At 62.7% G+C, this 24239-nt stretch carries 27 protein-coding genes; 11 read left to right on the plus strand and 16 right to left on the minus strand.

The window, feature by feature from the left end; genetic code table 11:
- Positions 1–9: 9 nt before the first annotated feature.
- Together purL and AC2A04_RS00215 are read right to left on the minus strand one after the other, a co-directional pair.
- A complete protein-coding gene (gene purL, locus AC2A04_RS00210) occupies positions 10–2169 on the minus strand; it encodes a phosphoribosylformylglycinamidine synthase subunit PurL (protein WP_484210302.1) in 2160 nt (719 codons plus the stop codon).
- 39 nt (positions 2170–2208) lie between these two features.
- A complete protein-coding gene (locus tag AC2A04_RS00215; protein WP_484210303.1) occupies positions 2209–2607 on the minus strand; it encodes a DUF2177 family protein in 399 nt (132 codons plus the stop codon).
- A 73-nt stretch (positions 2608–2680) separates the two neighbouring features.
- Here AC2A04_RS00215 and AC2A04_RS00220 point away from each other — a divergent pair, with 73 nt between their 5' ends.
- The 6 genes from AC2A04_RS00220 to AC2A04_RS00245 all read left to right on the plus strand — a co-directional run bounded on the left by AC2A04_RS00220 (position 2681) and on the right by AC2A04_RS00245 (position 7493).
- Positions 2681–2932, plus strand: coding sequence for an exodeoxyribonuclease VII small subunit (locus tag AC2A04_RS00220; RefSeq protein ID WP_484210304.1), 252 nt, complete (start codon positions 2681–2683; stop codon positions 2930–2932).
- Positions 2933–2943: 11 nt separating this feature from the next.
- Entirely contained in the window at positions 2944–3843 is a 900-nt protein-coding gene (locus AC2A04_RS00225; RefSeq protein WP_484210305.1) for a polyprenyl synthetase family protein, read from the plus strand.
- A complete protein-coding gene (coaD, locus tag AC2A04_RS00230) occupies positions 3843–4355 on the plus strand; it encodes a pantetheine-phosphate adenylyltransferase (RefSeq protein ID WP_484210306.1) in 513 nt (170 codons plus the stop codon). The genes AC2A04_RS00225 and coaD overlap by 1 nt, the downstream gene beginning before the upstream one ends.
- Before the next feature lie 99 nt (positions 4356–4454).
- Complete coding sequence (locus tag AC2A04_RS00235) at positions 4455–5132, plus strand: peptidylprolyl isomerase (RefSeq protein ID WP_484210307.1); 678 nt, start codon at positions 4455–4457, stop codon at positions 5130–5132.
- A 43-nt stretch (positions 5133–5175) separates the two neighbouring features.
- The gene (gene queA, locus AC2A04_RS00240; RefSeq protein ID WP_484210308.1) at positions 5176–6204 is read left to right on the plus strand and encodes a tRNA preQ1(34) S-adenosylmethionine ribosyltransferase-isomerase QueA; all 1029 of its coding nucleotides are present in this window, start codon (positions 5176–5178) and stop codon (positions 6202–6204) included.
- Positions 6205–6269: 65 nt separating this feature from the next.
- The gene (locus tag AC2A04_RS00245) at positions 6270–7493 is read left to right on the plus strand and encodes a cytochrome P450 (RefSeq protein WP_484210309.1); all 1224 of its coding nucleotides are present in this window, start codon (positions 6270–6272) and stop codon (positions 7491–7493) included.
- Here the strand turns inward: AC2A04_RS00245 and AC2A04_RS00250 are convergent.
- On the minus strand, positions 7462–8232 hold the full coding sequence (locus AC2A04_RS00250; RefSeq protein ID WP_484210310.1) for a TSUP family transporter: 771 nt from the start codon (positions 8230–8232) through the stop codon (positions 7462–7464). The two genes, AC2A04_RS00245 and AC2A04_RS00250, sit on opposite strands and share 32 nt — an antisense overlap.
- Before the next feature lie 59 nt (positions 8233–8291).
- On the opposite strand from AC2A04_RS00250, the gene tgt reads away from it, so the two are divergent.
- Positions 8292–9416 (plus strand): tRNA guanosine(34) transglycosylase Tgt, encoded by a 1125-nt coding sequence (tgt, locus tag AC2A04_RS00255; protein WP_484210311.1) that lies wholly within the window; start codon positions 8292–8294, stop codon positions 9414–9416.
- Here tgt and AC2A04_RS00260 read toward each other — a convergent pair.
- The 7 genes from AC2A04_RS00260 to rpiB all read right to left on the minus strand — a co-directional run bounded on the left by AC2A04_RS00260 (position 9413) and on the right by rpiB (position 13775).
- Entirely contained in the window at positions 9413–9610 is a 198-nt protein-coding gene (locus AC2A04_RS00260) for a hypothetical protein (protein ID WP_484210312.1), read from the minus strand. The genes tgt and AC2A04_RS00260 overlap by 4 nt on opposite strands.
- 143 nt (positions 9611–9753) lie before the next feature.
- Complete coding sequence (gene rpsD, locus AC2A04_RS00265; RefSeq protein ID WP_484210313.1) at positions 9754–10365, minus strand: 30S ribosomal protein S4; 612 nt, start codon at positions 10363–10365, stop codon at positions 9754–9756.
- Between the two features lie 193 nt (positions 10366–10558).
- Entirely contained in the window at positions 10559–11308 is a 750-nt protein-coding gene (locus tag AC2A04_RS00270; RefSeq protein ID WP_484210314.1) for an RNA methyltransferase, read from the minus strand.
- Complete coding sequence (gene nrdR / locus AC2A04_RS00275) at positions 11305–11796, minus strand: transcriptional regulator NrdR (RefSeq protein ID WP_484210315.1); 492 nt, start codon at positions 11794–11796, stop codon at positions 11305–11307. The genes AC2A04_RS00270 and nrdR overlap by 4 nt, the downstream gene beginning before the upstream one ends.
- Positions 11797–11802: 6 nt before the next feature.
- Entirely contained in the window at positions 11803–12009 is a 207-nt protein-coding gene (locus tag AC2A04_RS00280; protein WP_484210316.1) for a hypothetical protein, read from the minus strand.
- Between the two features lie 3 nt (positions 12010–12012).
- Positions 12013–13323: a serine hydroxymethyltransferase gene (gene glyA, locus AC2A04_RS00285; protein ID WP_484210317.1), complete on the minus strand. Its 1311-nt coding sequence runs from the start codon at positions 13321–13323 to the stop codon at positions 12013–12015.
- 14 nt (positions 13324–13337) lie between these two features.
- A complete protein-coding gene (rpiB, locus tag AC2A04_RS00290) occupies positions 13338–13775 on the minus strand; it encodes a ribose 5-phosphate isomerase B (RefSeq protein ID WP_484210318.1) in 438 nt (145 codons plus the stop codon).
- A gap of 242 nt (positions 13776–14017) precedes the next feature.
- Here rpiB and AC2A04_RS00295 point away from each other — a divergent pair, with 242 nt between their 5' ends.
- The gene (locus tag AC2A04_RS00295) at positions 14018–15310 is read left to right on the plus strand and encodes a flavin-dependent oxidoreductase (RefSeq protein ID WP_484210319.1); all 1293 of its coding nucleotides are present in this window, start codon (positions 14018–14020) and stop codon (positions 15308–15310) included.
- A complete protein-coding gene (locus AC2A04_RS00300) occupies positions 15307–15762 on the plus strand; it encodes a DUF3237 domain-containing protein (protein ID WP_484210320.1) in 456 nt (151 codons plus the stop codon). The genes AC2A04_RS00295 and AC2A04_RS00300 overlap by 4 nt, the downstream gene beginning before the upstream one ends.
- A gap of 128 nt (positions 15763–15890) precedes the next feature.
- Here the strand turns inward: AC2A04_RS00300 and AC2A04_RS00305 are convergent, their stop codons facing one another.
- The 5 genes from AC2A04_RS00305 to AC2A04_RS00325 all read right to left on the minus strand — a co-directional run bounded on the left by AC2A04_RS00305 (position 15891) and on the right by AC2A04_RS00325 (position 21992).
- Positions 15891–17033, minus strand: a complete 1143-nt coding sequence (locus AC2A04_RS00305) for an acyltransferase family protein (RefSeq protein ID WP_484210321.1) — start codon at positions 17031–17033, stop codon at positions 15891–15893.
- A 101-nt stretch (positions 17034–17134) separates the two neighbouring features.
- Complete coding sequence (rpoD, locus tag AC2A04_RS00310; protein ID WP_484210322.1) at positions 17135–19135, minus strand: RNA polymerase sigma factor RpoD; 2001 nt, start codon at positions 19133–19135, stop codon at positions 17135–17137.
- A gap of 61 nt (positions 19136–19196) precedes the next feature.
- Positions 19197–21065: a DNA primase gene (gene dnaG, locus AC2A04_RS00315; protein ID WP_484210323.1), complete on the minus strand. Its 1869-nt coding sequence runs from the start codon at positions 21063–21065 to the stop codon at positions 19197–19199.
- The gene (locus AC2A04_RS00320) at positions 21062–21400 is read right to left on the minus strand and encodes a GIY-YIG nuclease family protein (RefSeq protein ID WP_484210324.1); all 339 of its coding nucleotides are present in this window, start codon (positions 21398–21400) and stop codon (positions 21062–21064) included. The genes dnaG and AC2A04_RS00320 overlap by 4 nt, the downstream gene beginning before the upstream one ends.
- A 136-nt stretch (positions 21401–21536) precedes the next feature.
- Complete coding sequence (locus AC2A04_RS00325; protein WP_484210325.1) at positions 21537–21992, minus strand: GatB/YqeY domain-containing protein; 456 nt, start codon at positions 21990–21992, stop codon at positions 21537–21539.
- 160 nt (positions 21993–22152) lie between these two features.
- Here AC2A04_RS00325 and carA point away from each other — a divergent pair, with 160 nt between their 5' ends.
- Together carA and AC2A04_RS00335 are read left to right on the plus strand one after the other, a co-directional pair.
- Positions 22153–23328: a glutamine-hydrolyzing carbamoyl-phosphate synthase small subunit gene (carA, locus tag AC2A04_RS00330; protein ID WP_484210326.1), complete on the plus strand. Its 1176-nt coding sequence runs from the start codon at positions 22153–22155 to the stop codon at positions 23326–23328.
- Positions 23325–23651: a single stranded DNA-binding domain-containing protein gene (locus tag AC2A04_RS00335; RefSeq protein ID WP_484210327.1), complete on the plus strand. Its 327-nt coding sequence runs from the start codon at positions 23325–23327 to the stop codon at positions 23649–23651. Before carA ends, AC2A04_RS00335 begins: the two co-directional genes overlap by 4 nt.
- A 191-nt stretch (positions 23652–23842) precedes the next feature.
- On the opposite strand, the gene AC2A04_RS00340 is transcribed toward AC2A04_RS00335, so the two are convergent.
- Positions 23843–24193, minus strand: coding sequence for an endonuclease domain-containing protein (locus tag AC2A04_RS00340; protein WP_484210328.1), 351 nt, complete (start codon positions 24191–24193; stop codon positions 23843–23845).
- Positions 24194–24239 lie beyond the last annotated feature (46 nt).

Here is a 24239-nt window from a genome sequence, read left to right on the forward strand (position 1 = left end):
GAAGGGGTCTTAGCCTTCCATCCAGTCGCGGAAGAAGGCTTCGTTGGCTTCGCGCAAGGTGGCGAGTTCGACGCCCGCTACGCTGGAGCCACCGACCGTGCCGATGCGCGTTGCGCCTTCGAGAGCTTCGCCGGCAGTGGTGGTGACCACGTAGCGCGACTGGTCTTCGCCGAAGGCCGACGCCGTTGTCAGGGCGACGTCGAGCTTGCAGCCCTTGTTGCCTGATAGCGCCATTTCGGTGAGTGCGACGAGCAAGCCGCCGTCGGAAATGTCGTGGACGGCGGTAAGCTTACCGGACGCGATCCAGTCGCGAACGAGTTCGCCGTTGCGGCGTTCGACCGCGAGGTCCACCTTGGGTGCATCGCCGGCTTCGCGACCTGCGATTTCGCGCAAGTAGAGCGACTGGCCCAGGTGCGTTCCTTCACCACCGAGAATCCAGATCGAATCGCCTTCGTTCTTGAACGCGACCGTTGCCATCACCTCGTGGTCGAGCATCAGGCCAACGCCGCCGATGGCGGGTGTGGGCAGAATGGCCGAGCCGCCGCCGGTTGCCTTCGATTCGTTGTACAGCGAGACGTTGCCCGAGACGATCGGATAGTCGAGCGCGCGGCAGGCATCGCCCATGCCTTCGAGCGCGTGGACGATCTGCGCCATGATTTCGGGACGCTGCGGGTTAGCGAAGTTGAGGCAGTTGGTGATCGCCAGCGGGCGCGCGCCGACCGCGCAGATGTTGCGGAAGGTTTCGGCCACGGCCTGCTTGCCGCCTTCATAGGGGTCGGCATAGCAATAGCGCGGCGAGCAGTCGGTGCTGATGGCCAGCGCCTTCTGCGTCCCGTGGATGCGCACGACCGCAGCATCGCCGCCCGACTTCTGCAGCGTGTCGGCACCGACCTGGCTATCGTACTGTTCGAAAATCCAGCGGCGGTTGGCGAGATCCGGGCAGCCGATCAGCTTGATCAGGTCCGCGCCGATGTCAGCGCTTTCCGGAATGTCGCCAAGCGGTGCGACGTTGGCCCACGCCTTGTAATCGGCAAGGCTGAGGGCAGGGCGGTCGTAGAGCGGGGCGTCTTCAGCGAGCGGACCCAGCGGGATGTCGCAGACGGTCTCGCCCTTGAAGGTCAGGACCATGTGGCCGGTGTCCGTGACTTCGCCGATTACGGCAAAATCGAGTTCCCACTTCCTGAAGACCGCTTCGGCCATGGCTTCCTTGCCGGGCTTCAGAACCATGAGCATGCGCTCCTGGCTTTCCGAGAGCATCATTTCGTAAGGTGTCATGCCCTCTTCGCGGCAGGGCACCTTGTCCATGTCGAGAATGATGCCGGCCTTGCCGTTGGTCGCCATTTCGACTGATGAGGAGGTGAGGCCAGCCGCGCCCATGTCCTGGATGGCGACGATGGCGTCCGTCGCCATGAGTTCGAGGCAGGCCTCGATCAGCAGCTTTTCGGTGAAAGGATCGCCGACCTGCACCGTGGGGCGCTTGGCCTCGGAGTCCTCGCCGAAATCGGCGCTGGCCATGGTGGCACCATGAATGCCGTCGCGACCGGTCTTCGAGCCGACATAGACGATCGGGTTACCAAGGCCGGTGGCGGCCGAGTAGAAGATCTTGTCGGCATCGGCCACGCCAACGGTCATCGCGTTGACGAGGATGTTCCCGTCATAGGCGGGGTGGAAGTTCGTCTCGCCCCCGACAGTGGGCACGCCGACGCAGTTGCCGTAGCCGCCGATGCCCGCGACGACGCCCTGCACGAGGTGCTTCATCTTGGGGTGATCGGGACGACCGAAGCGCAGGGCGTTCATGTTGGCGACCGGCCGTGCGCCCATCGTGAACACGTCGCGCAGGATGCCGCCGACGCCGGTTGCCGCGCCCTGATAAGGTTCGATGTACGAAGGGTGGTTGTGGCTCTCCATCTTGAAGATGGCAGCCTGACCATCGCCGATGTCGATCACGCCGGCATTCTCGCCGGGGCCGCAGATTACCCAGGGTGCCGTGGTCGGCAGCTTCTTGAGATGGATGCGGCTCGACTTGTACGAGCAATGCTCGGACCACATGACTGAGAAAATCCCGAGCTCGACAAGGTTCGGCTCGCGACCGAGCGCGTGGAGGACGCGCTGGTATTCTTCCTCGGACAGCCCATGGGCGGCGACGACATCTGCGGTGATCTCGGACATGGCCCGCGCCTTAGCGATGCCGCGCGAAAGTGGCTAGTCCTAACCCGCAAACCTTGTCGCGGCCCACGTTGCGGCAGTTGCGGCAACCGCGGTTGCAAAAGTGCCCCAGAGTACGTCGATGATCGTGACATGGACCGGCCAGCGGGCAAGGACCGCCTGGCTGGTGAGATCATAGGTCATGTAGCACATAGCGCCGAGGATCGCGCCGTTGAGCGCGGCTGCGCCAAGGCCTTGGGAAAGGCCGGGGCGGACGGCAAACCATACCATGCCGACAAGATAGAGCACGTAGAACACGAGTGCCGGGGCGAGGCGGAAAGTGGGGGCCAGAAGATCGCCGAGCGCGGGCCGGTAGAGCTTCGATCCTGCCCAGCCGAGCCAGGCCGCATCGAGCGCGCCGAAAACGAGCGCTGCGGCGACATAGGCGATGACGTATTGCATGGCCTTTCGTACCTCCCGGACAATTGCGGATCGAAGCTTGACCCGCCACCCCCGCGCCGTCAATGCTGCCCCAATGGGAACCGCACCGGATATCGCCAGCTTCAGCTTCGAAGAGGCACTGAAAGAACTCGAAAACGTCGTCAGGCGGCTTGAGAGCGGCGACGCTCCGCTGGACGAGTCGATCGAACTCTACGCGATGGGCGACAAGCTTCGCGCGCACTGCCAGGCTCGCCTCGATGCGGCACAAGCGCGAATCGAGGCAATCGTCGCCGACCGTGATGGCAAGCCGCAGGGGCTGCGCCCGTTCGATGAATCCGCCGGTTGAGCGACAGGACAATGGCTAACGACACCGGCCTGCTCAAGCCTGCGCTGGCGGCGATTGCCGAGGACATCGACCGTAGTTTCGACCTGCTGCTACCAGTGCAGGGCGATCCGCGTGACCGGCTGATCGAAGCGATGCGCTATGCCGCGATCGGCGGAGGCAAGCGGATCAGGCCGCTGCTGGTCTGCGCCACGGGCGCGTTGTTCGGGGTTTCGCGCGAAGCAGCGGTGCGCGTGGGCACCGCGATCGAGGCCATCCACGTCTATTCGCTGATTCACGACGATCTGCCCTGCATGGACAATGACGGGCTGCGTCACGGCAAGCCGACGGTTCACGTCGCGTTCGACGATGCGGCTGCGGTGCTGGCGGGCGATGCCCTGCACGATTTCGCCTTCGAAGTGCTGTCAGATCCGGCGACGAGCGGCGATCCCTTTGTCCGCATCGAGCTGATCCGTACGCTGGCGACGGCAAGTGGCATGAACGGCATGTGCGGCGGGCAGATGATGGACATCGTCGCCGAAACCACCAGTTTCGATCTGCCCACGGTCACGCGGCTGCAGCAGTTGAAGACTGGTGCGCTGCTTGGCGCAGCGGTGGAGATGGGGGCGATTCTCGGCCACGTACCGATCGAGGGGCGGTCGCATTTGCGCGGATATGCCCGCGACATCGGCCTTGCCTTCCAGATCGCCGATGACCTGCTCGACCTTGAAGGTGACGAGGCTGCGGCGGGCAAGGCGCTGCGCAAGGACGCCGACCAGGGCAAGCAGACATTCCTGTCCTTGCTGGGACCGGAGCGCGCGCGCGAACAGGCGCGGCGTCTGGTGGAGCAGGCAATCGAATTGCTGGCAAGTTATGGTCCCGAAGCGGACCTGCTGCGCGAACTCGCGCGGTTCATCGTGGAGAGGAACCACTGATGGCGGAGCGTATCGGCATTTATCCGGGCACATTCGATCCGATAACGCGCGGACATCTCGACATCATCCGGCGCGGGGCCAAGCTGGTCGACAAGCTGATCATCGGAGTGACGACGAATCCGTCGAAGAATCCGATGTTCACTCCGGCAGAACGGATGGCAAGCGTGGCGCGCGAAGTGGCCGCGCAGGGCGTCGACAATGTCGAGGTCGTCGGCTTCAACGCACTGCTGATGAAATTCGCGCGGGTGCAGGGCGCAAGTGTAATCATCCGCGGCCTGCGCGCGGTGGCCGACTTCGAATACGAATACCAGATGGCGGGCATGAACCAGAAGCTCGATGCCGAGATCGAGACCGTGTTCCTCATGGCTGACGTGAGCCTGCAGCCGATCGCGTCCAAGCTGGTCAAGGAAATCGCGCTGTTCGGCGGCGACATTACCGACTTCGTTACGCCCACGATCCGCGAGGAAGTTATCGCGCGGGTTGAGAAGATCGGCCGCATGGGCGATTATTGAACCAGAGCCAGCGGTGCGCGCCCAGCGCGCAATCGTTCATTGCAGCGACAGCGCGAGACGCCTATCCGCGCAGCAAGCTATCCGGAGTTCGACTGTCCCATGGTTTCGCGCTTTATCACCGCACTTGCGCTCGGCGCCGCTTTGATCGCCTCGCCCGCCATGGCGAAAAAGGACGAAGCGCCGGCGGCCGTCCCGCAGAAGGTCATCCCCTATGCGGTGAATACCGATCAAAGCGTTGATCGCGAGAACCTCCTGCTGCTCGACCTGTCGAATGGCGGACGGGTCGTGATCCGCCTTATGCCGGAGTGGGCGCCGAACCATATCGAGCGGATCAAGACGTTGGTGCGCGAAGGCTTCTATGACGGGGTGATCTTCCACCGCGTCATCGATGGCTTCATGGCACAGACGGGTGACCCGACGGGCACCGGGCAAGGCGGCTCGAAGCTTCCCGATTTGACCGCCGAATTCAATGCCATACCTCACGTTCGCGGCACCGTTTCGATGGCCCGCACGAATGAGCCGAACACGGCGAACAGCCAGTTCTTCATCGTGTTCTATCCGCGCTTCGCTCTTGATCACAAGTACACCAACTTCGGCCGGGTGATCGCGGGCATGGACAATGTCGATGCCATCGTGCGCGGCGAGCCGCCTGCCAATCCGACCAAGATCGTTCAGGCTTCGATCGCATCGGACAACAAGCCTGCTCCGGCAATGGCAGCACCTGCCGCGCCGACTGCCATCACCGCCGACATGCTGAGCAATTCGAAGGCAAACTGATTCCACGGTCGAATTGAGCGCTGAGTCGCGCTAGGGCGCGCGCATGCGCGTTGATCTCTTCGACTTCGAACTGCCGACCGAAAACATTGCCCTGCGGCCTGCGCGGCCGCGCGATTCGGCGCGTCTGCTCGGCGTGGGACATGACGGGCCGCTTCAGGACCTGATCGTGCGCGATCTGCCATCGTTGCTCGAACCCGGCGACGTGCTGGTGTTCAACGACACCCGCGTGATCCCGGCACAGCTTGAGGGCATGCGCGGGCAGGCGCGGATCGGGGCAACGCTGCACAAGCGAATCGATCTGCGCCGATGGCAGGCCTTCGTGCGCAATGCCAAGCGGTTGAACGACGGCGATGTGATCGAATTTGGCGCAGGTGTTTCAGCCCTTGCCGAGACGCGCCACGCCGATGGTAGCTGGACGCTGTTCTTTCCCGGCGAAGAGCCGGTCGAAGTGCTGCTCGAGCGCGCAGGGCGTATGCCGCTGCCGCCCTACATCGCGGGCAAGCGGCCGACCGACGAACAGGACCGGCAAGATTATCAGACGATGTTCGCCGCCAAGGATGGTGCGGTAGCGGCGCCGACCGCTGCGCTGCATTTTACACCCGAACTGCTTGCAGCGCTTGCCGCGCGCGGGATCGGGACCGAAACGCTGACGCTGCACGTGGGGGCGGGGACGTTCCTGCCGGTCAAGGCCGAGGACACGGCCGATCATGCCATGCATGCCGAATGGGGGACCATCGGCGCGGCGACGGCGGAGCGGCTGAACGCGGTCCGCGCACGCGGCAATCGCGTGATCGCGGTGGGCACCACGTCACTGCGCCTGCTGGAAAGCGCAACCGGCGAAGACCGGGTGATCCGCCCCTTCGAGGGTGACACCGCCATCTTCATCACGCCGGGATACACCTTCCGTGCTATCGACGGGCTGATGACCAACTTCCACCTGCCCAAGTCCACGCTGTTCATGCTGGTCAGCGCTTTGATGGGGCTTGAGCGAATGCAGGCGGCCTATGCTCACGCCATCGCGCAGGGTTACCGCTTCTATTCCTACGGTGATTCGAGCCTGCTCCTGCCATAAAGCGCAGTATCGGACGGGTGCACGCCCGCTAGCCTCGCCGCAAAGCATGGCGAGAGGATGAGCGCATGGTTCCAGCGCATGTACCGACAGACCGGGTGGTCAATTTCGACCTGTTCAATCCGCCCGGTGTCGAGGACGATTATTTCGCGGCCTGGAAGAGCCTGCTCAGTGGGCCCGGACTGGTCTGGACAACCGCGAACGGCGGGCACTGGATCGCGGCACGGGGTGAGGTTGTCCGCGCGCTTTGGAACGATGCCGCGAAGCTCTCCAACGAATGCCTGGCCGTGACGCCTGGTCTTGGCGAAGTGATGCAGTTCATTCCGCTCCAGCAGGACGGGGAGGAGCACAAGGCCTTCCGCATGGCGGTGATGAAGGGAATGGCCTCGCGCTTTGTCGTGGCGCTGGAGCCCAAGGTCGTGGAGATCGCGCGCGCGCTGATCGCGGATCTGCGTCCGCGTGGAACTTGCGACTTCGTGGCGGAGTTTGCGGAAATCCTGCCGCTGAATGTCTTCCTGACGCTTATCGACGTTCCGCTGGAAGATCGCCCGCGCCTGCGTGAACTGGGAGTGCAACTGACCCGGCCGGATGGTTCGATGACGGTTGAGGGTCTCAAGCAGGCTGCGGATGACTACCTGTGGCCATTCATCGAAAGGCGCATGGCCGAACCGGGCGACGACCTGTTCAGCCGCATTCTGTCCGAACCGGTCATGGGACGCGCGTGGACAGTGGACGAGGCACGGCGGATGTGCCGCAACCTGCTGTTCGGCGGACTGGACACGGTGGCGGCAATGTTTGGCATGGTCGCGCTGCATCTGGCACGGCACCCCGACGACCAACATTTGTTGCGCGAACGCCCGGACCTGATCCCCGCGGCAGCCGACGAACTGATGCGGCGCTATCCGACCGTCGCGGTCAGCCGCAATGCGGTGGCCGATGTGGAAATCGACGGGGTGACGATCCGCAAGGGGGATCTCGTCTACCTGCCCAGCGTACTGCACAACCTTGATCCGGCCAGCTTCGATGATCCCGAAGCCGTGCGGTTTGATCGCGATCTCGTGCCGATCCGGCACACGAACCTTGGCAGCGGCGCTCATCGCTGTGTCGGTGCTGGCCTTGCGCGAATGGAAGTCATCGTGCTGCTGCGCGAATGGCTGGGTGGTATGCCCGCATTCGGGCTCGATCCCTCGCGGCCGGTGCGGATGAAGGGCGGCAACGTTGGGGCCTGTACGGCCATTCCGCTGGTTTGGGATGTCCAGGTCAGCCCGAGAACCAGCCCCACACCAGCCTGACGGTGAGGCCGATGCTGACGACGACCAGCAGCGGCCGGATGACCTTTGCGCCGAACTTGGTCGCATAGTGCGAGCCGATCCAGGCACCGGTCATCGCGCCTGCGCCCATGCACAGCCCGAGGCCCCACAGGGCCTGCCCGCCTATCGTGAAGACGATGACGCTGGCGACGTTGCTGGTGCCGTTAAGCAATTTGGCAAGGCCGGTAGCCCGAGTCAGCCCCATACCGCGCAGAGCGACGAGCGTGGTGGCGAGGAACTGGCCGGTGCCGGGGCCGAAGAAGCCGTCGTAGAAGCCGATGCCACCGGCTACGGGCATATAGCCGCGTTCGCCCAGATGCGCGTGGCGGTCGTTGTCGCCCATGCTCGGCGAAAGCACCGTGTAGAGCGCGACCGCGATCAGCAGCACGGGAACGATGAGCTTCAGCACGTCCGCGCTGAGGCGCTGGATGGCAAGCGAGCCGATCATCGCGCCGATGAACACGATGAGGGCCGTGGGTACATTCTCGCGGAAGCTGAACAGGCCTGCACGGTGATAGCGCCAGGTGGCCATGGTGGTCCCGCTCAACGACTGGATCTTGTTGGTGCCGAGCACGACATGCGGGGGCAGATTGGTCGACAGCAGGATGGGCATCATCACCAGTCCACCGCCGCCGGCGACCGCATCGATGAACCCGGTCAGGATGGCGACGAGGGTCAGTGCCGGATAAAGCCACAGATCGAGTTGCGCAGGTTCAAGCATTTGCGCGCCTTGGCGAATAGGCTTAAGGGCCGCAAACTCTTTTTGCCGAGCCCTTTTGCATGACCCGCTTCGCTTTCGATATCCATGCCACAGATGGCAAGGCCCGCACCGGCACGATCCGCATGATGCGTGGCGACATCCGTACGCCCGCGTTCATGCCGGTGGGGACGGCGGCGACGGTTAAGGCGATGAAGGTCGAGGACGTGCGCGCCGCTGGCGCCGACATCATCCTGGGCAATACCTACCACCTCATGCTGCGCCCCGGTGCCGAACGCGTGGCGCGCCTCGGGGGGCTTCACAAGTTCATGGGCTGGGATCGCCCGATCCTGACCGACAGTGGCGGCTATCAGGTGATGAGCCTTTCGGATCTGCGCAAGATCACCGAGGAGGGCGTGACCTTCGCCAGCCATCTCGACGGATCGCGCCATCTGCTGAGCCCTGAGCGCTCGATGGAAATCCAGCGGCTGCTCGGATCGGACATCGTGATGTGTTTTGATGAATGTCCGCGCGCCGATCAGGAGCGCGACGTAATCGCGCGCTCGATGGAGATGTCGATGCGCTGGGCAAGGCGCAGCCGTGACGCGTTCGACGCGGGCGGCGAGCAGGCCGAGCGGTCGGCACTGTTCGGCATCCAGCAAGGCGCGCTGGACGAGGGGCTGCGCAAGACCAGCGCGGACGCGCTGATCGATGTCGGCTTCGACGGTTACGCGATCGGCGGGCTGGCCGTGGGCGAGGGGCAGGAGGCGATGTTCTCCACGCTCGACTTTGCGCCGCAACAGCTGCCCGCGAACCGTCCGCGCTACCTGATGGGCGTTGGCAAGCCTGATGATCTGGTGGGTGCGGTCGAGCGCGGTGTCGACATGTTCGACTGTGTGCTGCCAACGCGTTCGGGCAGGAACGGGCAGGCCTTCACCTGGAACGGGCCGCTCAACATGCGCAATGCGCGCCACGCCGAAGACATGGGGCCGCTCGACGAGCGCTGCCCGTGCCCGGTCTGCGCCAAGTACAGCCGCGCCTATCTGCATCACCTCCACAAGTCGGGCGAAATGCTGGGTGCGATGCTGCTGACCGAGCACAACCTGTGGTTCTATCAGCAGTTGATGGCCGGAATGCGCTCGGCGATTGCCGAGGGGCGTTTTGACGCCTTTGCTGCGGACTTCCGGCGGGATTATTTCGCGCGTTAGGCTGCGACGCCGTGCGAATCGCCGGTGTTCTCCTGCTGGTTCACTTCAAGCCGGGTATCCTTGTAGGGCATGAACTGCCCGGTGCTTTCTTCGAGAAAGCCTGCTCCGATCGCAAAGGCGTGCCGCTGTGCGGTGAGCAGGTCGGGGTACCATTTTCCGGCGCGGTGTGGGGTTACGAAGCGATAGAGTGGCATGACCGTGCAATCGCCTGACGTCCCTCTGGTTCCCGTATTTTTACCGTTTTCTGTATGGAAAACAGAAATATACGGCGAGCATTGCGGATACGAAAAAGGCGGAGCTTGCGCCCCGCCTTCTTGTGTTCCGACAGGAATTCAAATCAGCGCGAGTAGAACTCGACGACCAGATTCGGTTCCATCTTCACCGGATAGGGTACTTCGTCGAGCGAAGGCACGCGGGTGAAGGTAACCTTGTCGCCATCGGGGGCGACGTAATCGGGGACTTCGCGCTCGGGCAGGGTCTGCGCTTCGGCGATGAGGGCCATTTCCTTGGCCTTCTTGCCGAGGCTGATCACGTCACCGGGGCGAACGCGACGCGAAGCGATGTTGCACTTCACGCCGTTGACGTAGATGTGACCGTGCGAAACGATCTGGCGGGCCGAAAACACGGTCGGCGCGAACTTGGCGCGGTACACGACCATGTCGAGACGCTGTTCGAGCAGGCCGATCAGGTTCTGACCGGTATCGCCCTTCATCTTCGACGCTTCCTGGTAGGTGCGCTTGAACTGCTTTTCGGTCACGTCGCCGTAGTAGCCCTTGAGCTTCTGCTTGGCGCGGAGCTGGATGCCGAAGTCCGACACCTTGCTCTTGCGACGCTGGCCGTGCTGGCCGGGGCCATACGAGCGGCGGTTGACCGACGACTTGGGACGGCCCCAGATGTTTTCGCCAAGGCGGCGATCAATCTTGTACTTCGATGACTTGCGCTTGGACATGCGCTACCCTTCAATCTGCATTCGCACCGGCAACGCGCCGACGCTTCAAGTCCCGGACCCGCACCATCCTGCCAAGGTTGCTGGATGCGGCCACCGCTTCACCGGGAGTGCGAGGCCAATTGCGAAGCGCGGCCAAGAACAGAGATCGGCTGCATTGTCAAGCGCGCGAGCAGCGCAATTGCGCCACTTGCGTTCAATCGCGTGGATCGCCGGGCTTTGAGCCAGGACGGCGGCGGAGCACGCTGAGGACACCGCGAAGGGTGCGCACCTCAAGATGATTCCAGCCCGCCTTGGTCAGGACCGTGCGCAGCGTCCGTTTGGTGGTGGCAGCGCGGCTTGGCGGTTCGAAGTATCCGCGCGGTTCGAGCATGGCACAAAGCTGGTCGAACATGCCGTCGAAGTCTTCCTGCGGTGCAGGCGGAAGTATGTCCTCGATCGTCGGCTGGACTAGATCGGCGTGCTTCGACCATTCATAGGCACACAGGATGACCGCCTGCGCGAGATTGAGCGAGGCGAACCCGGGATTGATCGGAACCGTCAGGATCGCACGGGCGAGCGCGACGTCCTCGGTTTCGAGGCCCGAGCGTTCGGGACCGAACACGATTGCGCTGCGTCCAGGCGCGGCAACGATCTCGGTGGCCGCCTGTTCAGGGGTTACGACGGGCTTGGTCACGCCGCGCTTGCGCACTGTCGTGGCATAGACGTGGGCGCAATCGCCCACCGCGTCTGCGAGGCTTTCGAAGACTTGGGCCTTTTCGAGGACCGCGTCGGCCCCAGCGGCGGCTGGTCCGGCCGAAGGATTTGGCCACCCATCGCGCGGCGAGACGAGCCGCAGTTCGGTGAGGCCGAAGTTGAGCATGGCGCGCGCGGCCTTGCCGATGTTTTCGCCCAGTTGCGGGCGCACCAGCACGATGACCGGCTGGCGAACGTCAGTCCCGGTCACCGGTCGGCAACTCCGCGTGTGCTGACTTCCTGCACGCTGCTGGCGAATTCTTCGAAATCGCGCGCTTCGGCGAAATCGCGATAAACGCTGGCAAAGCGGATATAGGCGACCGAATCCAACTGGCGCAGGCCCTCCATGACCATCTCGCCAATAACCTTGGACGGCACTTCAGCGTCGCCCATTGTCTCGATCTGGCGCTGGATGCCCGAAACGAGTTGGTCGAGCCGCTCCTGCGAGACGGGCCGCTTGCGGCAGGCGAGCGATACGGATTGCTCGATCTTCGATCGGTCGAAGGGTTCGCGTCGTCCTTCGCTGCCCGGGCCACCACTCTTGACCACGAGCACTTCGCGCAATTGGACGCGCTCGAACGTGGTGAAGCGCGCGCCGCAGCCCTCGCACTGGCGGCGCCGGCGGATCGAGGTGTTGTCCTCGCTCGGCCGGCTGTCCTTTACCTGGCTGTTGTCATGGGCACAGAACGGGCAACGCATTGATGATCAGCGCTTGATCCGCTGCCAGAAGGCAAAGCCCGCACCGACCGCAAGACCGAGCGGAAGCGAGACGACCGGGAGCAGAGCCCCGGCGACCGCGCCGATCGCCGCTCCGGTCAGCACCGGCTTGGTGGAAGGATGGGCCATGCCCTGCTTGGCCATGGCCGAGAACTCTTCCTTGGCGCGGCTGGCAAGATCGTTGTTATCGTCCATGGATCAAAGCTCCGGGTAGATGGGGAAACGTGCACACAGCTCCGCAACGCGGTCGCGCACACGCTGTTCCACCTGACCATCGCCCTCTTCGCCATTGCGCGCAAGGCCATCGACCACTTCGACGATCAGCTTGCCGATCTGCCGGAACTCTTCCTCGCGGAAACCGCGCGTCGTGCCCGCAGGCGTGCCGAGGCGGATGCCCGAGGTGACGAATGGCGAGCGCTTGTCGAACGGAACGCCGTTCTTGTTGCAGGTCAGCCAGGCGCGATCGAGACCCTTCTCGGCGGCCTTGCCGGTAACGTCCTTGGCCGTGAGGTCGACGAGCATGAGGTGGTTGTCGGTCCCGCCCGAGACGATGCCGAGGCCGGCATCCTTGACGCTTTCGGCCAGAGCCTTGGCATTGGCGACGATCTGGTGCGCATATGCCTTGAACTCGGGACGCAGAGCCTCGCCGAACGCGACCGCCTTGGCGGCGATCACGTGAACCAGCGGACCGCCCTGCATGCCGGGGAACACGGCCATGTTGAACTTCTTGGCCAGATCCTCGTCATTGGTGAGGATCACGCCCGAGCGGGGCCCACGCAAGCTCTTGTGCGTCGTCGTCGTGACAACATGCGCGTGGGGGAAGGGCGAGGGATGAGCGCCGCCCGCCACGAGCCCCGAGATGTGCGACATGTCGACCAGCAGCCACGCGCCGATTTCATCGGCGATGGCGCGGAAGGCTGCCCAGTCCCAGGTGCGCGAATAGGCAGTGCCGCCCGCGATGATCAGCTTGGGCTTGTGCTCGCGGGCAAGGCGGGCAACCTCGTCCATGTCGATCAGGTGATCGTCGGGGCGCACGCCATAGGCAATCGGGTTGAACCACTTGCCGCTCATGTTCACGGGCGAACCGTGGGTGAGGTGGCCGCCCGAGTTCAGGTCGAGGCCCATGAAGCTGTCGCCCGGCTGGAGCAGCGCTAGGAACACGGCCTGGTTCATCTGGCTGCCCGAGTTGGGCTGGACGTTGGCGAAACTGCAGCCGAACAACTGCTTGGCGCGCTCGATCGCCAAAGTCTCGACAACGTCGGCATATTCGCAGCCGCCGTAGTAGCGCTTGCCGGGATAGCCTTCGGCATACTTGTTGGTGAACACCGAACCGGTGGCCTCGAGCACGGCGAGGCTGGTGATGTTTTCAGATGCGATCAGTTCGATCTTGGTCTGCTGGCGGTTCAGTTCGCCACGGATCGCCGCGAAGACCTCTGCGTCAGCGCTTTCGAGGTGTTCGGTAAAGAAGCCGGCCTTGCGGATTTCCGGCGCTGCGGTTGCAGTGGTCATCTTATGGGGCTCCTTCAGAAAACAGGATTGGAAAGCTTTTCGACGCGGCCTGCATGGCGGCCACCACCGAAATCGGTCGAGAAAAATGCGTCGAGACAGGCCTTGGCCATGTCTTCGCCGGTAAGACGTGCGCCCATTGCGATCACGTTGGCATCGTTGTGTTCGCGCGCGAGTGCTGCCGAAAGCGGTTCCGAAACGAGCGCACAGCGGCAGGCGGGATCGCGATTGACGGCGATGGAAATGCCGATGCCCGAGCCGCACAGCGCAACGCCGTATTCGGCCGTGCCGTCAGCGACGACCGAGGCGAGCTTGTAGCCGTAATCGGGGTAATCCACCCGGTCGGCAGTCTCGGGGCCAAGGTCGGCAACTTCGTGGCCTTGCTCGATCAGATACTCGCGCAAGGCCGCCTTCAGGTCGACGGCGGCATGATCGGAAGCGATGGCAATGCGCATGGGATCCGTTTCGATTGCGGTTCTACGGGAATCGTTGGCGGCCCCATAAGCTGTCGCAACGCAACAAGCCACCGCAAATCGCGCGCATGAATCTGCCCGTTCGGGCTGCTTGAGCGCCGATCGTAACAGCTGTGAACGTCTGGATGCACTGGCGGATTGCGTGAGAGCAGCGCGATGGCTAGACGGCGCAAGCTTTTTGCGGGCTGGACTCGTGAACGGGCAGACGACGGGGACGGGTGAAGATGCCGCAGGAACACGTACTTATCGCCGGTGGCGGGATCGGCGGGCTGACGCTGGCACTTACGCTGCACCAGATCGGCGTCGCCTGCACGGTGTTCGAAGGCGTGCGCGACCTCAAGCCGCTGGGGGTCGGGATCAATCTCCAGCCCAATGCGGTGCGCGAACTCGACGACCTTGGCATTGGCGAGACTGAACTCGACGCAGTGGGCATACCGGCGCGCGAGTGGGCGCTCGTCGGCCTCAACGGAAAAGAAATCTATTCCGAGCCGCGCGGCAAGCTGGCGGGCTACAACTGGCACCAGTACGCGGTGCATCGCGGCGAGTTTCACCTGCTGCTCTACCGCACGGTGATCGAGCGCCTGGGACCTGACGCGGTGAAGCTGGGTCACAAGGTCAGCGGATACCGCAAGCAGGCCGATGGCACGGTCATCGCCATGGTCGAGAAGGCTGACGGTACGCGCGAGGAGTTTGCCGGCACGCTGCTGTTCGGCGCCGATGGCATCCATTCAACGGTGCGGGCGCAGATGCACCCGAATCAGCCGCCCATTCACTGGGGCGGCACGATCATGTGGCGCGGCACGGCCAAGGGCGTGCCGATCCGCACCGGTTCGTCGTTCGTCGGGCTTGGCACCAGCCGCCACCGCGTCGTGCTCTATCCCATTTCCCGGCCGGACCAGCAGGGGCTCTGCGATATCAACTGGATTGCCGAGCAGACCTTCGACACCGATCACGACTGGTCGAAGTCGGGCTGGTTCCGGCCCGTTGAGATGCATGAGTTCGCGCAGGAGTTCGACGGCTTTGTCTATGACTGGCTGGACCTGCCAGCCTTGCTGAAGGGATCGGACATCGCCTACGAAAATCCCATGATCGATCGCAATCCGCTGCCGACATGGATCGACGGGCCGGTGGCGTTGATGGGGGATGCGGCGCATCCGATGTACCCGACCGGCTCGAACGGCGCTTCTCAGGCGATCGTGGATGCGCGGGTGATCGGACGGATCATGCTGGATCGCGGGGCGACGGTCGAAGCGCTGGCGGCATTCGACGCCGAACTGTGCGGACCGATCGGACAGGTCGCCATGCGCAATCGCGGGGCAGGGCCCTTCGGCCTGCTCAACATGGTCGATGAGCGCTGCGGGGGGGAATTCGACAATATTGATGATGTGATCCCGGCCGATGAGCGCGCAGCGTTCATGCTGGCCTACCAGCAAGCTGCCGGCTTCGCCAAGGATCGCCTCAACAGCGCGCCGCGCACTATTCCCGAGGGCGCAAAAGTGGCGAAGGTGACTGCATGACCATCGCGCTTGAGCCCATCTGCGATCTGGTGGTCGAGCTTTCACCGCCACACGAGATGGGTGCGGCTCTCTCGGGCACGCGTCGGATCATCCCGATCGTTGGCGGGACGGCAAGCGGACCGCGCATCAATGGTCGCATTCTGAACGTCGGCGCGGACTGGCAGACGGTGCAGGAGGGCGGCGTGGCGCAACTCGATGCGCGCTATGCGATCGAGACGCATGACGGCGCAGTGATCGAAGTGGTGAGCCAAGGCATCCGGCATGCCTCTCCCGAAGTGGCCGCGCGGATCGTGGCAGGCGAGATCGTGCCGCCTTCCGAATACTATATGCGCACCGCAATCCGGCTGGACAGCGGGCATCCGGACTACGCTTGGGTCAACCGGGCGCTGTTCCTTGCGACGGGCAGCAAAGTGGGACGCAATGTGCGGCTGAGCGTGTATCGCGTAAGGTAACCAAGCCGTACGATCCGGATTGGGGTGAGCACTGCTGCGGCAACGCATCAAGCTACCCGCAACAGCGTAATCTGCTTCAGCGAGCACCTGCTTGTGCGCTTTGTGTAGGTCCTGACCCTAGTCCAGCGTCACGCTGTTTCGGCTTTAGAGTGTACTTTTCCATCTGAGATGAATGGCTGTTGTTGCGCCAAGCTGGGATCGGGCTCTTCAACGCGGTTGAGCCTTTGTCTGATCCTGCCGAGTGGCTTCTCGACAAACGCGTGCATGCCTGCCGCAAAAGCGAACGATACGAGACCTGCGAGGAGCGCAGTGAATATATCCGGGGTTCCGGGCAGCAAGTGCCGAGCTGACAACAAGGCGGCGAAATGTATGAGATAGAGCGTATACGAATATAGGCCAATGACTTGGGCAGGCTTACTAAGCAGGACCGCGGAAATTCGGCCCTTTTCCTGTAGTACAAACGAAAAAAGCACAAACAGTCCGGCCCCTTGAAGAGTATACCGCAAGCCCTCACGAAAATCGGGTGAGCGAACAACAAAAGTCACACCAATCAGCATTGCTCCTGCCAGAACATGCGGCAGTGTAGGTCGCCACGCATTCCGATCCACGATAGGATTTTGCCATAGAGCGAGAATGCACCCGAACAGAATGGAATCTATCCTGGTGTGGGTCCAATAGTAAACGTAATAGTAGTCTTTAAGAAACTGTGTCGAGTAGAACCGTGCCCCGAGCACGGCAAGGCAAAGGCAACCACAAAAAATTGCGATTTGCCGCGATGAAAGGTGTCTGGAGAGTACAAGGTACATTGCCGGAAACACCAGATAGAAATGCTCTTCTACCGCAAGTGACCATAACGGAATGGGGAGTCTCCCCTCTCGTCCGTCCATCATGATGTAATTGGTGAAAAAGAAAGCCTGTCCGGTGATCTGGAATGCATCAATTTCGATAAGGAATGCGCCCAGCCAACCAGCAAATGCAATGAAAAGCATTGTCAGCCACAAGGGCGGGTTTATCCTCAGAAACCGACGAATGTAGAAGTTTTTCAGGCTGACCGTTCCGCTCACTGACCTTTCGATTCTGAGCAAGGTGGTAATGAGGAAGCCGCTGAGAAAGAAGAAAATAGTGACGCCGAAACCGCCTGGAAACTTGGGCAGGATTTCAGCATGACCAATGAATACTGAAGCAATGGCTACTGCGCGCAAGCCGTCTAGTTCGCGGATATGCGGAAGCTTTCTGACCTTGAGGTCATCGGCGTGGTCAGTTCTAGCCATTGCTGCAAGTCCCCTTCTCAAAGCCGGCCGAAGATATCAGCCGGCCTCAATATCAACAACGGATTGTTGCAATGCAGCGAAAGTCAGGTGGATGGCGGCTATCACTGATCCAGGAACGAGCGCATCTTTCGTGATCGCGACGGATGCTTCAGCTTCCTCAGCGCCTTGGCCTCGATCTGGCGGATGCGTTCGCGCGTCACCGAGAACTGCTGGCCCACTTCTTCCAGCGTGTGATCGGTGTTCATGCCGATGCCGAAGCGCATGCGCAGCACGCGTTCCTCGCGCGGGGTAAGGCTGGCAAGGACGCGGGTGACCGTTTCCTTGAGGTTCGCCTGAATCGCCGCATCGACCGGGATGATGGCGTTCTTGTCCTCGATGAAATCGCCCAGGTGCGAATCTTCCTCGTCGCCGATCGGCGTTTCAAGAGAGATCGGCTCCTTGGCGATCTTCATCACCTTGCGGACCTTTTCGAGCGGCATCGACAGCCGCTCGGCCATTTCTTCCGGTGTCGGTTCGCGGCCCTGTTCGTGCAGGAATTGGCGGCTGGTACGGACCAGCTTGTTGATCGTCTCGATCATGTGGACCGGGATGCGGATCGTGCGCGCCTGATCGGCGATCGAGCGCGTGATCGCCTGACGAATCCACCATGTCGCGTAAGTCGAGAACTTGTAGCCGCGGCGGTACTCGAACTTGTCGACCGCCTTCATCAGACCGATGTTGCCTTCCTGAATGAGGTCCAGGAACTGCAGCCCGCGGTTGGTGTACTTCTTGGCGATCGAGATCACGAGGCGCAGGTTGGCCTCAACCATTTCCTTCTTGGCGATGCGCGCCTCGCGCTCACCCTTCTGGACCATGTTCACGATGCGGCGGAACTCGACCAGCGACATGCCGGTGGCAGCCGCGATGTCGGAAACTTCGGCACGAATGCGCTCGACCGGATCAAGCTCGTTGGCGGCAAATGCGGCCCAGCGCTTGTCGCGCGTGGCAAGGTTCTGCAGCCAGCCGTCATCAAGTTCGTGCCCGACATACATGTCGAGGAAGTCCTTGCGCGGCACCTTGTGACGCTCTGCCAGACGGAGCATCTGCCCGCCAAGCGCGGTCAGGCGACGGTTGAATGCATAGAGGTTGTCGACAAGGTATTCGATCTTCGATGCGTGGAACTGCACCGATTCGACTTGCGCGGTAAGGTCCTCGCGCAGCTTCTGGTACTGCGTTTCGCGGGCACCCGGAAAATCGTTGCCCATGCCCAGCGCGTCGAGGCGCTCGGCCTGAATCTTTTCGAACGCGCGGAACAGTGCGGTGATTTCGGCAAAACGCTCGAGCGCGGCGGGCTTGAGCTGCGCTTCCATCTGCGCGAGGCTGAGGGTATTGTCCTCCTCTTCCTCTTCGGCAGGGCGGGCGCGGCGTTCGCGCAGTTCGTCGTCCTCGTCTTCGGCGGGCTCTTCCTCGACGTCCTCTTCCTCCTTGAAGGTCGGGCCGGCGGTGGCTTCGCTGATTTCGGGTTCGGCTTCCTCGCCGTCTTCCGAGAGGTTTTCGGGCTGCGGTTCCTTGGACAGCATCGCGTCGAGATCAAGGATCTCGCGCAGCTGCATTTCACCAGCGTTGAGCGCTTCTGACCACTGGATGATGGCGTGGAAGGTGATCGGGCTTTCGCACAGGCCCATGATCATGGTGTCGCGACCAGCTTCGATGCGCTTGGCGATGGCGATTTCGCCTTCGCGGCTGAGCAGTTCCACCGCGCCCATCTCGCGCAGGTACATGCGCACCGGATCGTCCGTGCGCTCGATGGTTTCCTTGCGCTTCTCGACGACGGGACGATCATCCATCCCGGTTTCGGTCTCGTCGGGCTCGTCCTCGGCACGATCTTCCGGATCGACCGCGTCCTCGTCGCTCTCGACGATGTTGACGCCCATTTCCGAGATCGCGGCCATGATGTCCTCGATCTGCTCGGAAGACATCTGGTCCTGCGGCAGGGCCTCGTTCAGTTCGTCATACGTGATGATGCCGCGACGCTTGGCGCGCGCGATCAGTTTCTTCACCGATGCATCGTTGAGATCAATCAGCGGAGCGTCGCCGCTATCGGTCTTGTCGTTCGAAGCCATTTAACCCCGGTACCATCATCTAGAGCCGGGCCTGACTGACCCGAAGTGCGTATTTGTATAATTATAACGCAGCACGAGCACGGCCCATCTGCCCCAAACGGGCAAGCAATGCCAGCCTTCGCTGCAACAATCGTTGCTGTTCGGCAAAACTTTCGTCGGAAAACTCCGTCTCGTGGACGCGCGTGGCATGTCCGAGCGCTTCCTCGACGGCCGGTAGTTCCACCAGCAGCGATACTGCTTCAGCCAATTCTTCGGGGGCCGAATCACCAACGCCGGTGAGAAAACCGAATCGCATTCCGGCGTAGTCCTGCGCCGACGGCACCCGAAGGCCCCGCTCGATCAATATGGGTTCAAGCGCTGCCGTTTCAAGCGCTTGCGCGCCGTCGGCGAGCGAGAGCAGCAAATCGAGCAGCGCTGAGCGGGCTGGGTCCTCGGGCTGGAGGCGCGCGAGTGATTCTGCGTGGGCCGGGATCTGTGCGGGATGGCGGACGAGCCCGGCGAGGACGGCGGCCAGGAGGTTGGTGCTGGGACCAGTGCCGATCCGCAGCATCCGCGCCTTGTCATCGGCGCCAAGCGGGGGAGGTGCCGGCTTCCACGGTCCCTTGCCCTGGCCTCCGCGCGGCTGCCCCGCCTGGCGCGGCTGAAACGGGGCGCGCTCCTTGCGGGCAAAGGCGAGTTCGCCGAATCGCTCCGTCAGTTCGCGGCGATAGAGCGACTTGATGTCGGGGTGCTGGATGGTCTCGCAATGGGCAAGCAGCCGGGCCTTCAGTCCCGCCTTGTCTTCTGGCGTGGCCAGCGGCTGGGCGTCGCGTTCGACCTCCCACAACACATCGACAAGGCTGCGCGCACCATCGAGCAGTGCCTCCATTGCCTGCGGTCCGTCGCGCTTGACCACGTCATCGGGGTCCATGCCCTTGGGCAAGGTAGTGATGCGCAGGCTATGGCCGGGGCGCAGCATCGGCAGCGCGCGCGTGATGGCGCGCATCGCGGCGCGCTGCCCGGCTGCGTCGCCGTCAAAGCAGAGCGTGGGCGTTTCAACCAATCGCCAAAGCCGCTCGATCTGGTGTTCGGTCAGCGCGGTGCCGAGGGGGGCGACCGCCTCGCCGATCCCCGCAGCAGCCAGCGCGACGACGTCCAAGTAGCCTTCGACGACCACGACGCGCCCATTCGCCCGCGAGGCAGGGGCGGCGCGGTGGAGGTTATAGACCGTGCGGCCCTTGTCGAAGAGCGGGGTGTCGGGCGAATTGAGATACTTGGGCGCGTCAGTCTTCTCGGCGCTGAGGATACGTCCGCCAAACGCGATCACGCGCCCGCGCGGATCGAGGATCGGCAGCATCAACCTTCCACGAAAACGGTCGTAAGGCTCCTTTCCATCGACCACGATGCGCAGGCCCGCCTCGATCAGCATTGCATCGGGAAAGGCGGAAAGCGCCTCTTTCAGCGCGGTGCGGCTGTCGGGCGCGAAGCCGAAGCCGAATTCGCGCACGACATTTGCCGGGAAACCACGCGAGGCGAGATAGCGCCGGGCTTCCGTGCCGCGGTCCTCGGCAAGGCAGTTGACGAAGAAGGCTTGCGCCGCCGCCATCACATCATGCAGCGACTTCTGCTGTTCGGCGACCTTGGCCGCGCGCGGATCGGGGGCAGGGACGTCCATCCCCGCCTGCAGCGCCAGTTCCTTGACCGCTTCCATGAACGGCAGGCCCTGATGGTCGGTCATCCAGCGGATCACGTCACCATGCGCGCCGCAGCCGAAGCAGTGGTAGAAGCCCTTTTCGTCGTTGATGGTGAAGCTGGGCGTCTTCTCGTTATGGAACGGGCAGCACGCCTTGAACTCCCGCCCCGCCTTGGTGACGCGCACGCTCCGCCCGATCACGCCCGAAAGCGAGATCCGGTTTCGCAGTTCGTCCATCCATTGAGGGGTGAGAGTCATTGCTCGGCCCCTTCGCACCCAACCCCGTTCGTGTCGAGCGAAGTCGAGACACGTTCACGCGGCGGTCGAGCAAAGTGGGAAAGGAGCTTCCAATCGCCTGCGATCAGCGATTCCTTCTTGGCGCGTGACCACTTCCCAACCTGCATTTCGCAGGTGAGCGCTTCATAGCGCGTGGCGAATGTTTCGCACCAAACGAGCGTGACGGGTCGGCGCTTAGAAGTGAAGGCGCAGAATCCACCGTGTGTGTGTTCGGCCATTCGACGTTCCAGATTGTCGCTATGGCCAGTATAATATTTCCCGTCAGCGCAGCGCAGGATGTAGGTCCAGAAGGCCATGACATCGAACCTTGGCACAGCGTGTCTCGACTTCGCTCGACACGAACGGGGAAGGAAAAGGCTATCCTATCCAAAAGTCCGTTCGTGTCGAGCGTAGCCCGCAGGCCGTAGTCGAGACATGCCAGCGCCGACTAACTCACCCCGCCAGCGCGGCCTTCACCAATCCGCTTGCCTTGCCCATATCCAGCTGAGTGCCGTGCTTCGCCTTGAGCGCCGCCACAACCTTGCCCATGTCCTTCATGCCCGCAGCGCCGGTTTCGGCGATGAGCGTGGCGATCACGGCTTTCACTTCGTCCTCGCCCATCTGCTGGGGCAGGAATTCCTCGATCACGACCAGTTCGGCCTTCTCGATGTCGGCGAGTTCCTGGCGGCCGCCCTGTTCATAGAGCGTGATCGATTCGCGGCGCTGCTTGGCCATCTTCTGCAGAACGTCGGTGACGAGCACGTCATCGTCGGGCTGCGTTGTGGCAGTACGCAGTTCGATGTCCTTGTCCTTGATCTTGGCAAGGATCAGGCGGACGGCGGCGAGGCGGGGCTTGTCGCCGGCTTTCATGGCCGAAACCTGCGCGGCCTTGAGGGTGTCGCGGATCATGTAATCGTATTTCCTGTGGGTGTGGTGCCCGCAAAAGCGGGAAACGCCACATGTAGGCCAAACTTTAGGAAATCGCTAGGTTGACGCTGCGGCGAGTCAGGTCTAGCTGCCGCCCCTTAGCGACATCGTCATAACCCCTGCCAACGGAGCGCCCCACATCATGGCCGACCCCGCACTTTCGCACGCGCCTCAACCAGATGGTGCGACGGGAGTCCTTGTGCTTGCGGACGGATCTGTGGCGTGGGGACGAGGCTTCGGCGCAACCGGTTCTGCCGTGGGTGAGGTGTGCTTCAACACCGCGATGACCGGCTATCAGGAAGTGATGACCGACCCGTCCTATGCAGGCCAGGTGGTGACCTTCACCTTCCCGCACATCGGCAATGTCGGCACCAATGGCGAAGACATGGAAAGCCATGACGTGCCGGGTGCCGTGGGCTGCATCGTGCGCGAGGACGTGACCGATCCCGCCAACTTCCGCAGCGCGGGCACGTTCCAGAAGTGGATGGAAAAGCTCGGCAAGATCGGCATCTCGGGCCTCGACACCCGCGCGCTGACCCGCCGCATCCGCATCTCGGGCGCGCCCAACGCGGTGATCGCGCACGATCCCAAGGGCGAGTTCGATATCCCTGCGCTGATCGAGCGCGCGCGCAACTGGCCGGGCCTTGAAGGCATGGACCTTGCCCGTGTGGTCACGCGCGATGCGCAGGAGAGCTGGGAAGGCTCGGTCTGGAAACTGGGGCAGGGCTATGGCCGTTCGCCGCATGACAAGCGCCCGCACGTGGTGGCGATGGACTTCGGCGCGAAGGACAACATCTTCCGCAATCTGGTAAAGGCCGGCGCTGTGGTGACAGTGGTTCCCGCGCAGACCTCGCTGGAGACGCTACTCGACCTCAAGCCCGACGGCGTGTTCCTGTCGAACGGCCCGGGCGATCCGGCTGCGACGGGCGCCTATGCCGTGCCGGTGATCCAGAAGCTGCTTGAGATCGACATGCCGGTCTTCGGCATCTGCCTCGGCCACCAGATGCTGGCGCTCGCCGCGGGTGCGCGCACCACCAAGATGCACCAGGGCCACCGCGGCGCGAACCACCCGGTCAAGCGCATGGAAGATGGTGTGGTCGAGATCACCTCGATGAACCACGGCTTCGCGGTGGACAACGCCCCCGGCGCGCTGGGTGACAATGTGATCGAAACCCACGTCTCTCTGTTCGACGGCTCGAACTGCGGCATCGCGGTGAAGGGCAAGCGCGCGTTCGGGGTGCAGTATCACCCTGAGGCATCGCCGGGACCGCAGGACAGCTTCTACCTGTTCGAGAAGTTTGTGGGGATGTTGGGGTGAAAAGACTTCTATTCCTCGTTCTGCCTCTAATCTTTTCAACTGGTGCCGAGGGACGCCAGAAAAAAGTGCATGAGTCCGATGTTCTGAAGGCAGCGCGGCAATGCGGGGTGGATGGGGACATTGAAGTTGAACGCGCAGTTGGCGATCCAAAGGTTTTTTGGTGGCGGACTAAGCCTGGCACATTGAAGGTGGTTATTAAGGTTGCGGATGAGAATGGGCAGGAACCCCTTCCGCAAAATCGTGATTATCAAGGTTGCCTTGATCGATGGGCAAAGGAGCGTGGGGTGTCTGTGCATACGGATTTGGGCATGGTCCAATACTGATGCTCAAACTAACTGAACCCTCCTCCGACACGGGTCTTACTGCCCCCCTCCCCAGCGGGGAGGGGCCGGGGGTGGGGGAGCGAGGCGCAGCCTCGCGTCTGCCTATCGGCGTGGCACACCCCCACCCAACCCTCCCCCTTGAGGGGGAGGGCTTTTATGGCGCTAACCTCTCCGTTGAAGTGGGGAGCTTTTCAGGTGCGGTTTTTGGCGAGGTCGATTTCTATCATCAGTGCGGTCAAGACACCGTCCGTGTTGCTGAGCACATCGTTGTTCCAGTAGCGGACGACATGGTAGCCGTGTGCCTCGATCATTCGGGTGCGGGTATCGTCGGTGCTGCTATCGGCATGGTGCCCGCCGTCCAGTTCGACGACCAGCTTCAAGCGGCGGCAAGCGAAGTCCGCGATTGCGTTTCCAATCGGAAATTGGCGCGTGAATTTGACGCCAAGCTGTTCGCCTTTGAGGCGCGACCACATTCGTTTTTCGGCTTCCGTAGGATCTTTGCGCAATTTGCGCGCCAGCGGCGTCAGGCGTTTATCGCTCATGCGTCGTACACCCCCACCCAACCCTCCCCCTCGAGGGGGAGGGCTT

Source organism: Novosphingobium sp. HNCC26DJ243 (assembly GCF_057180545.1).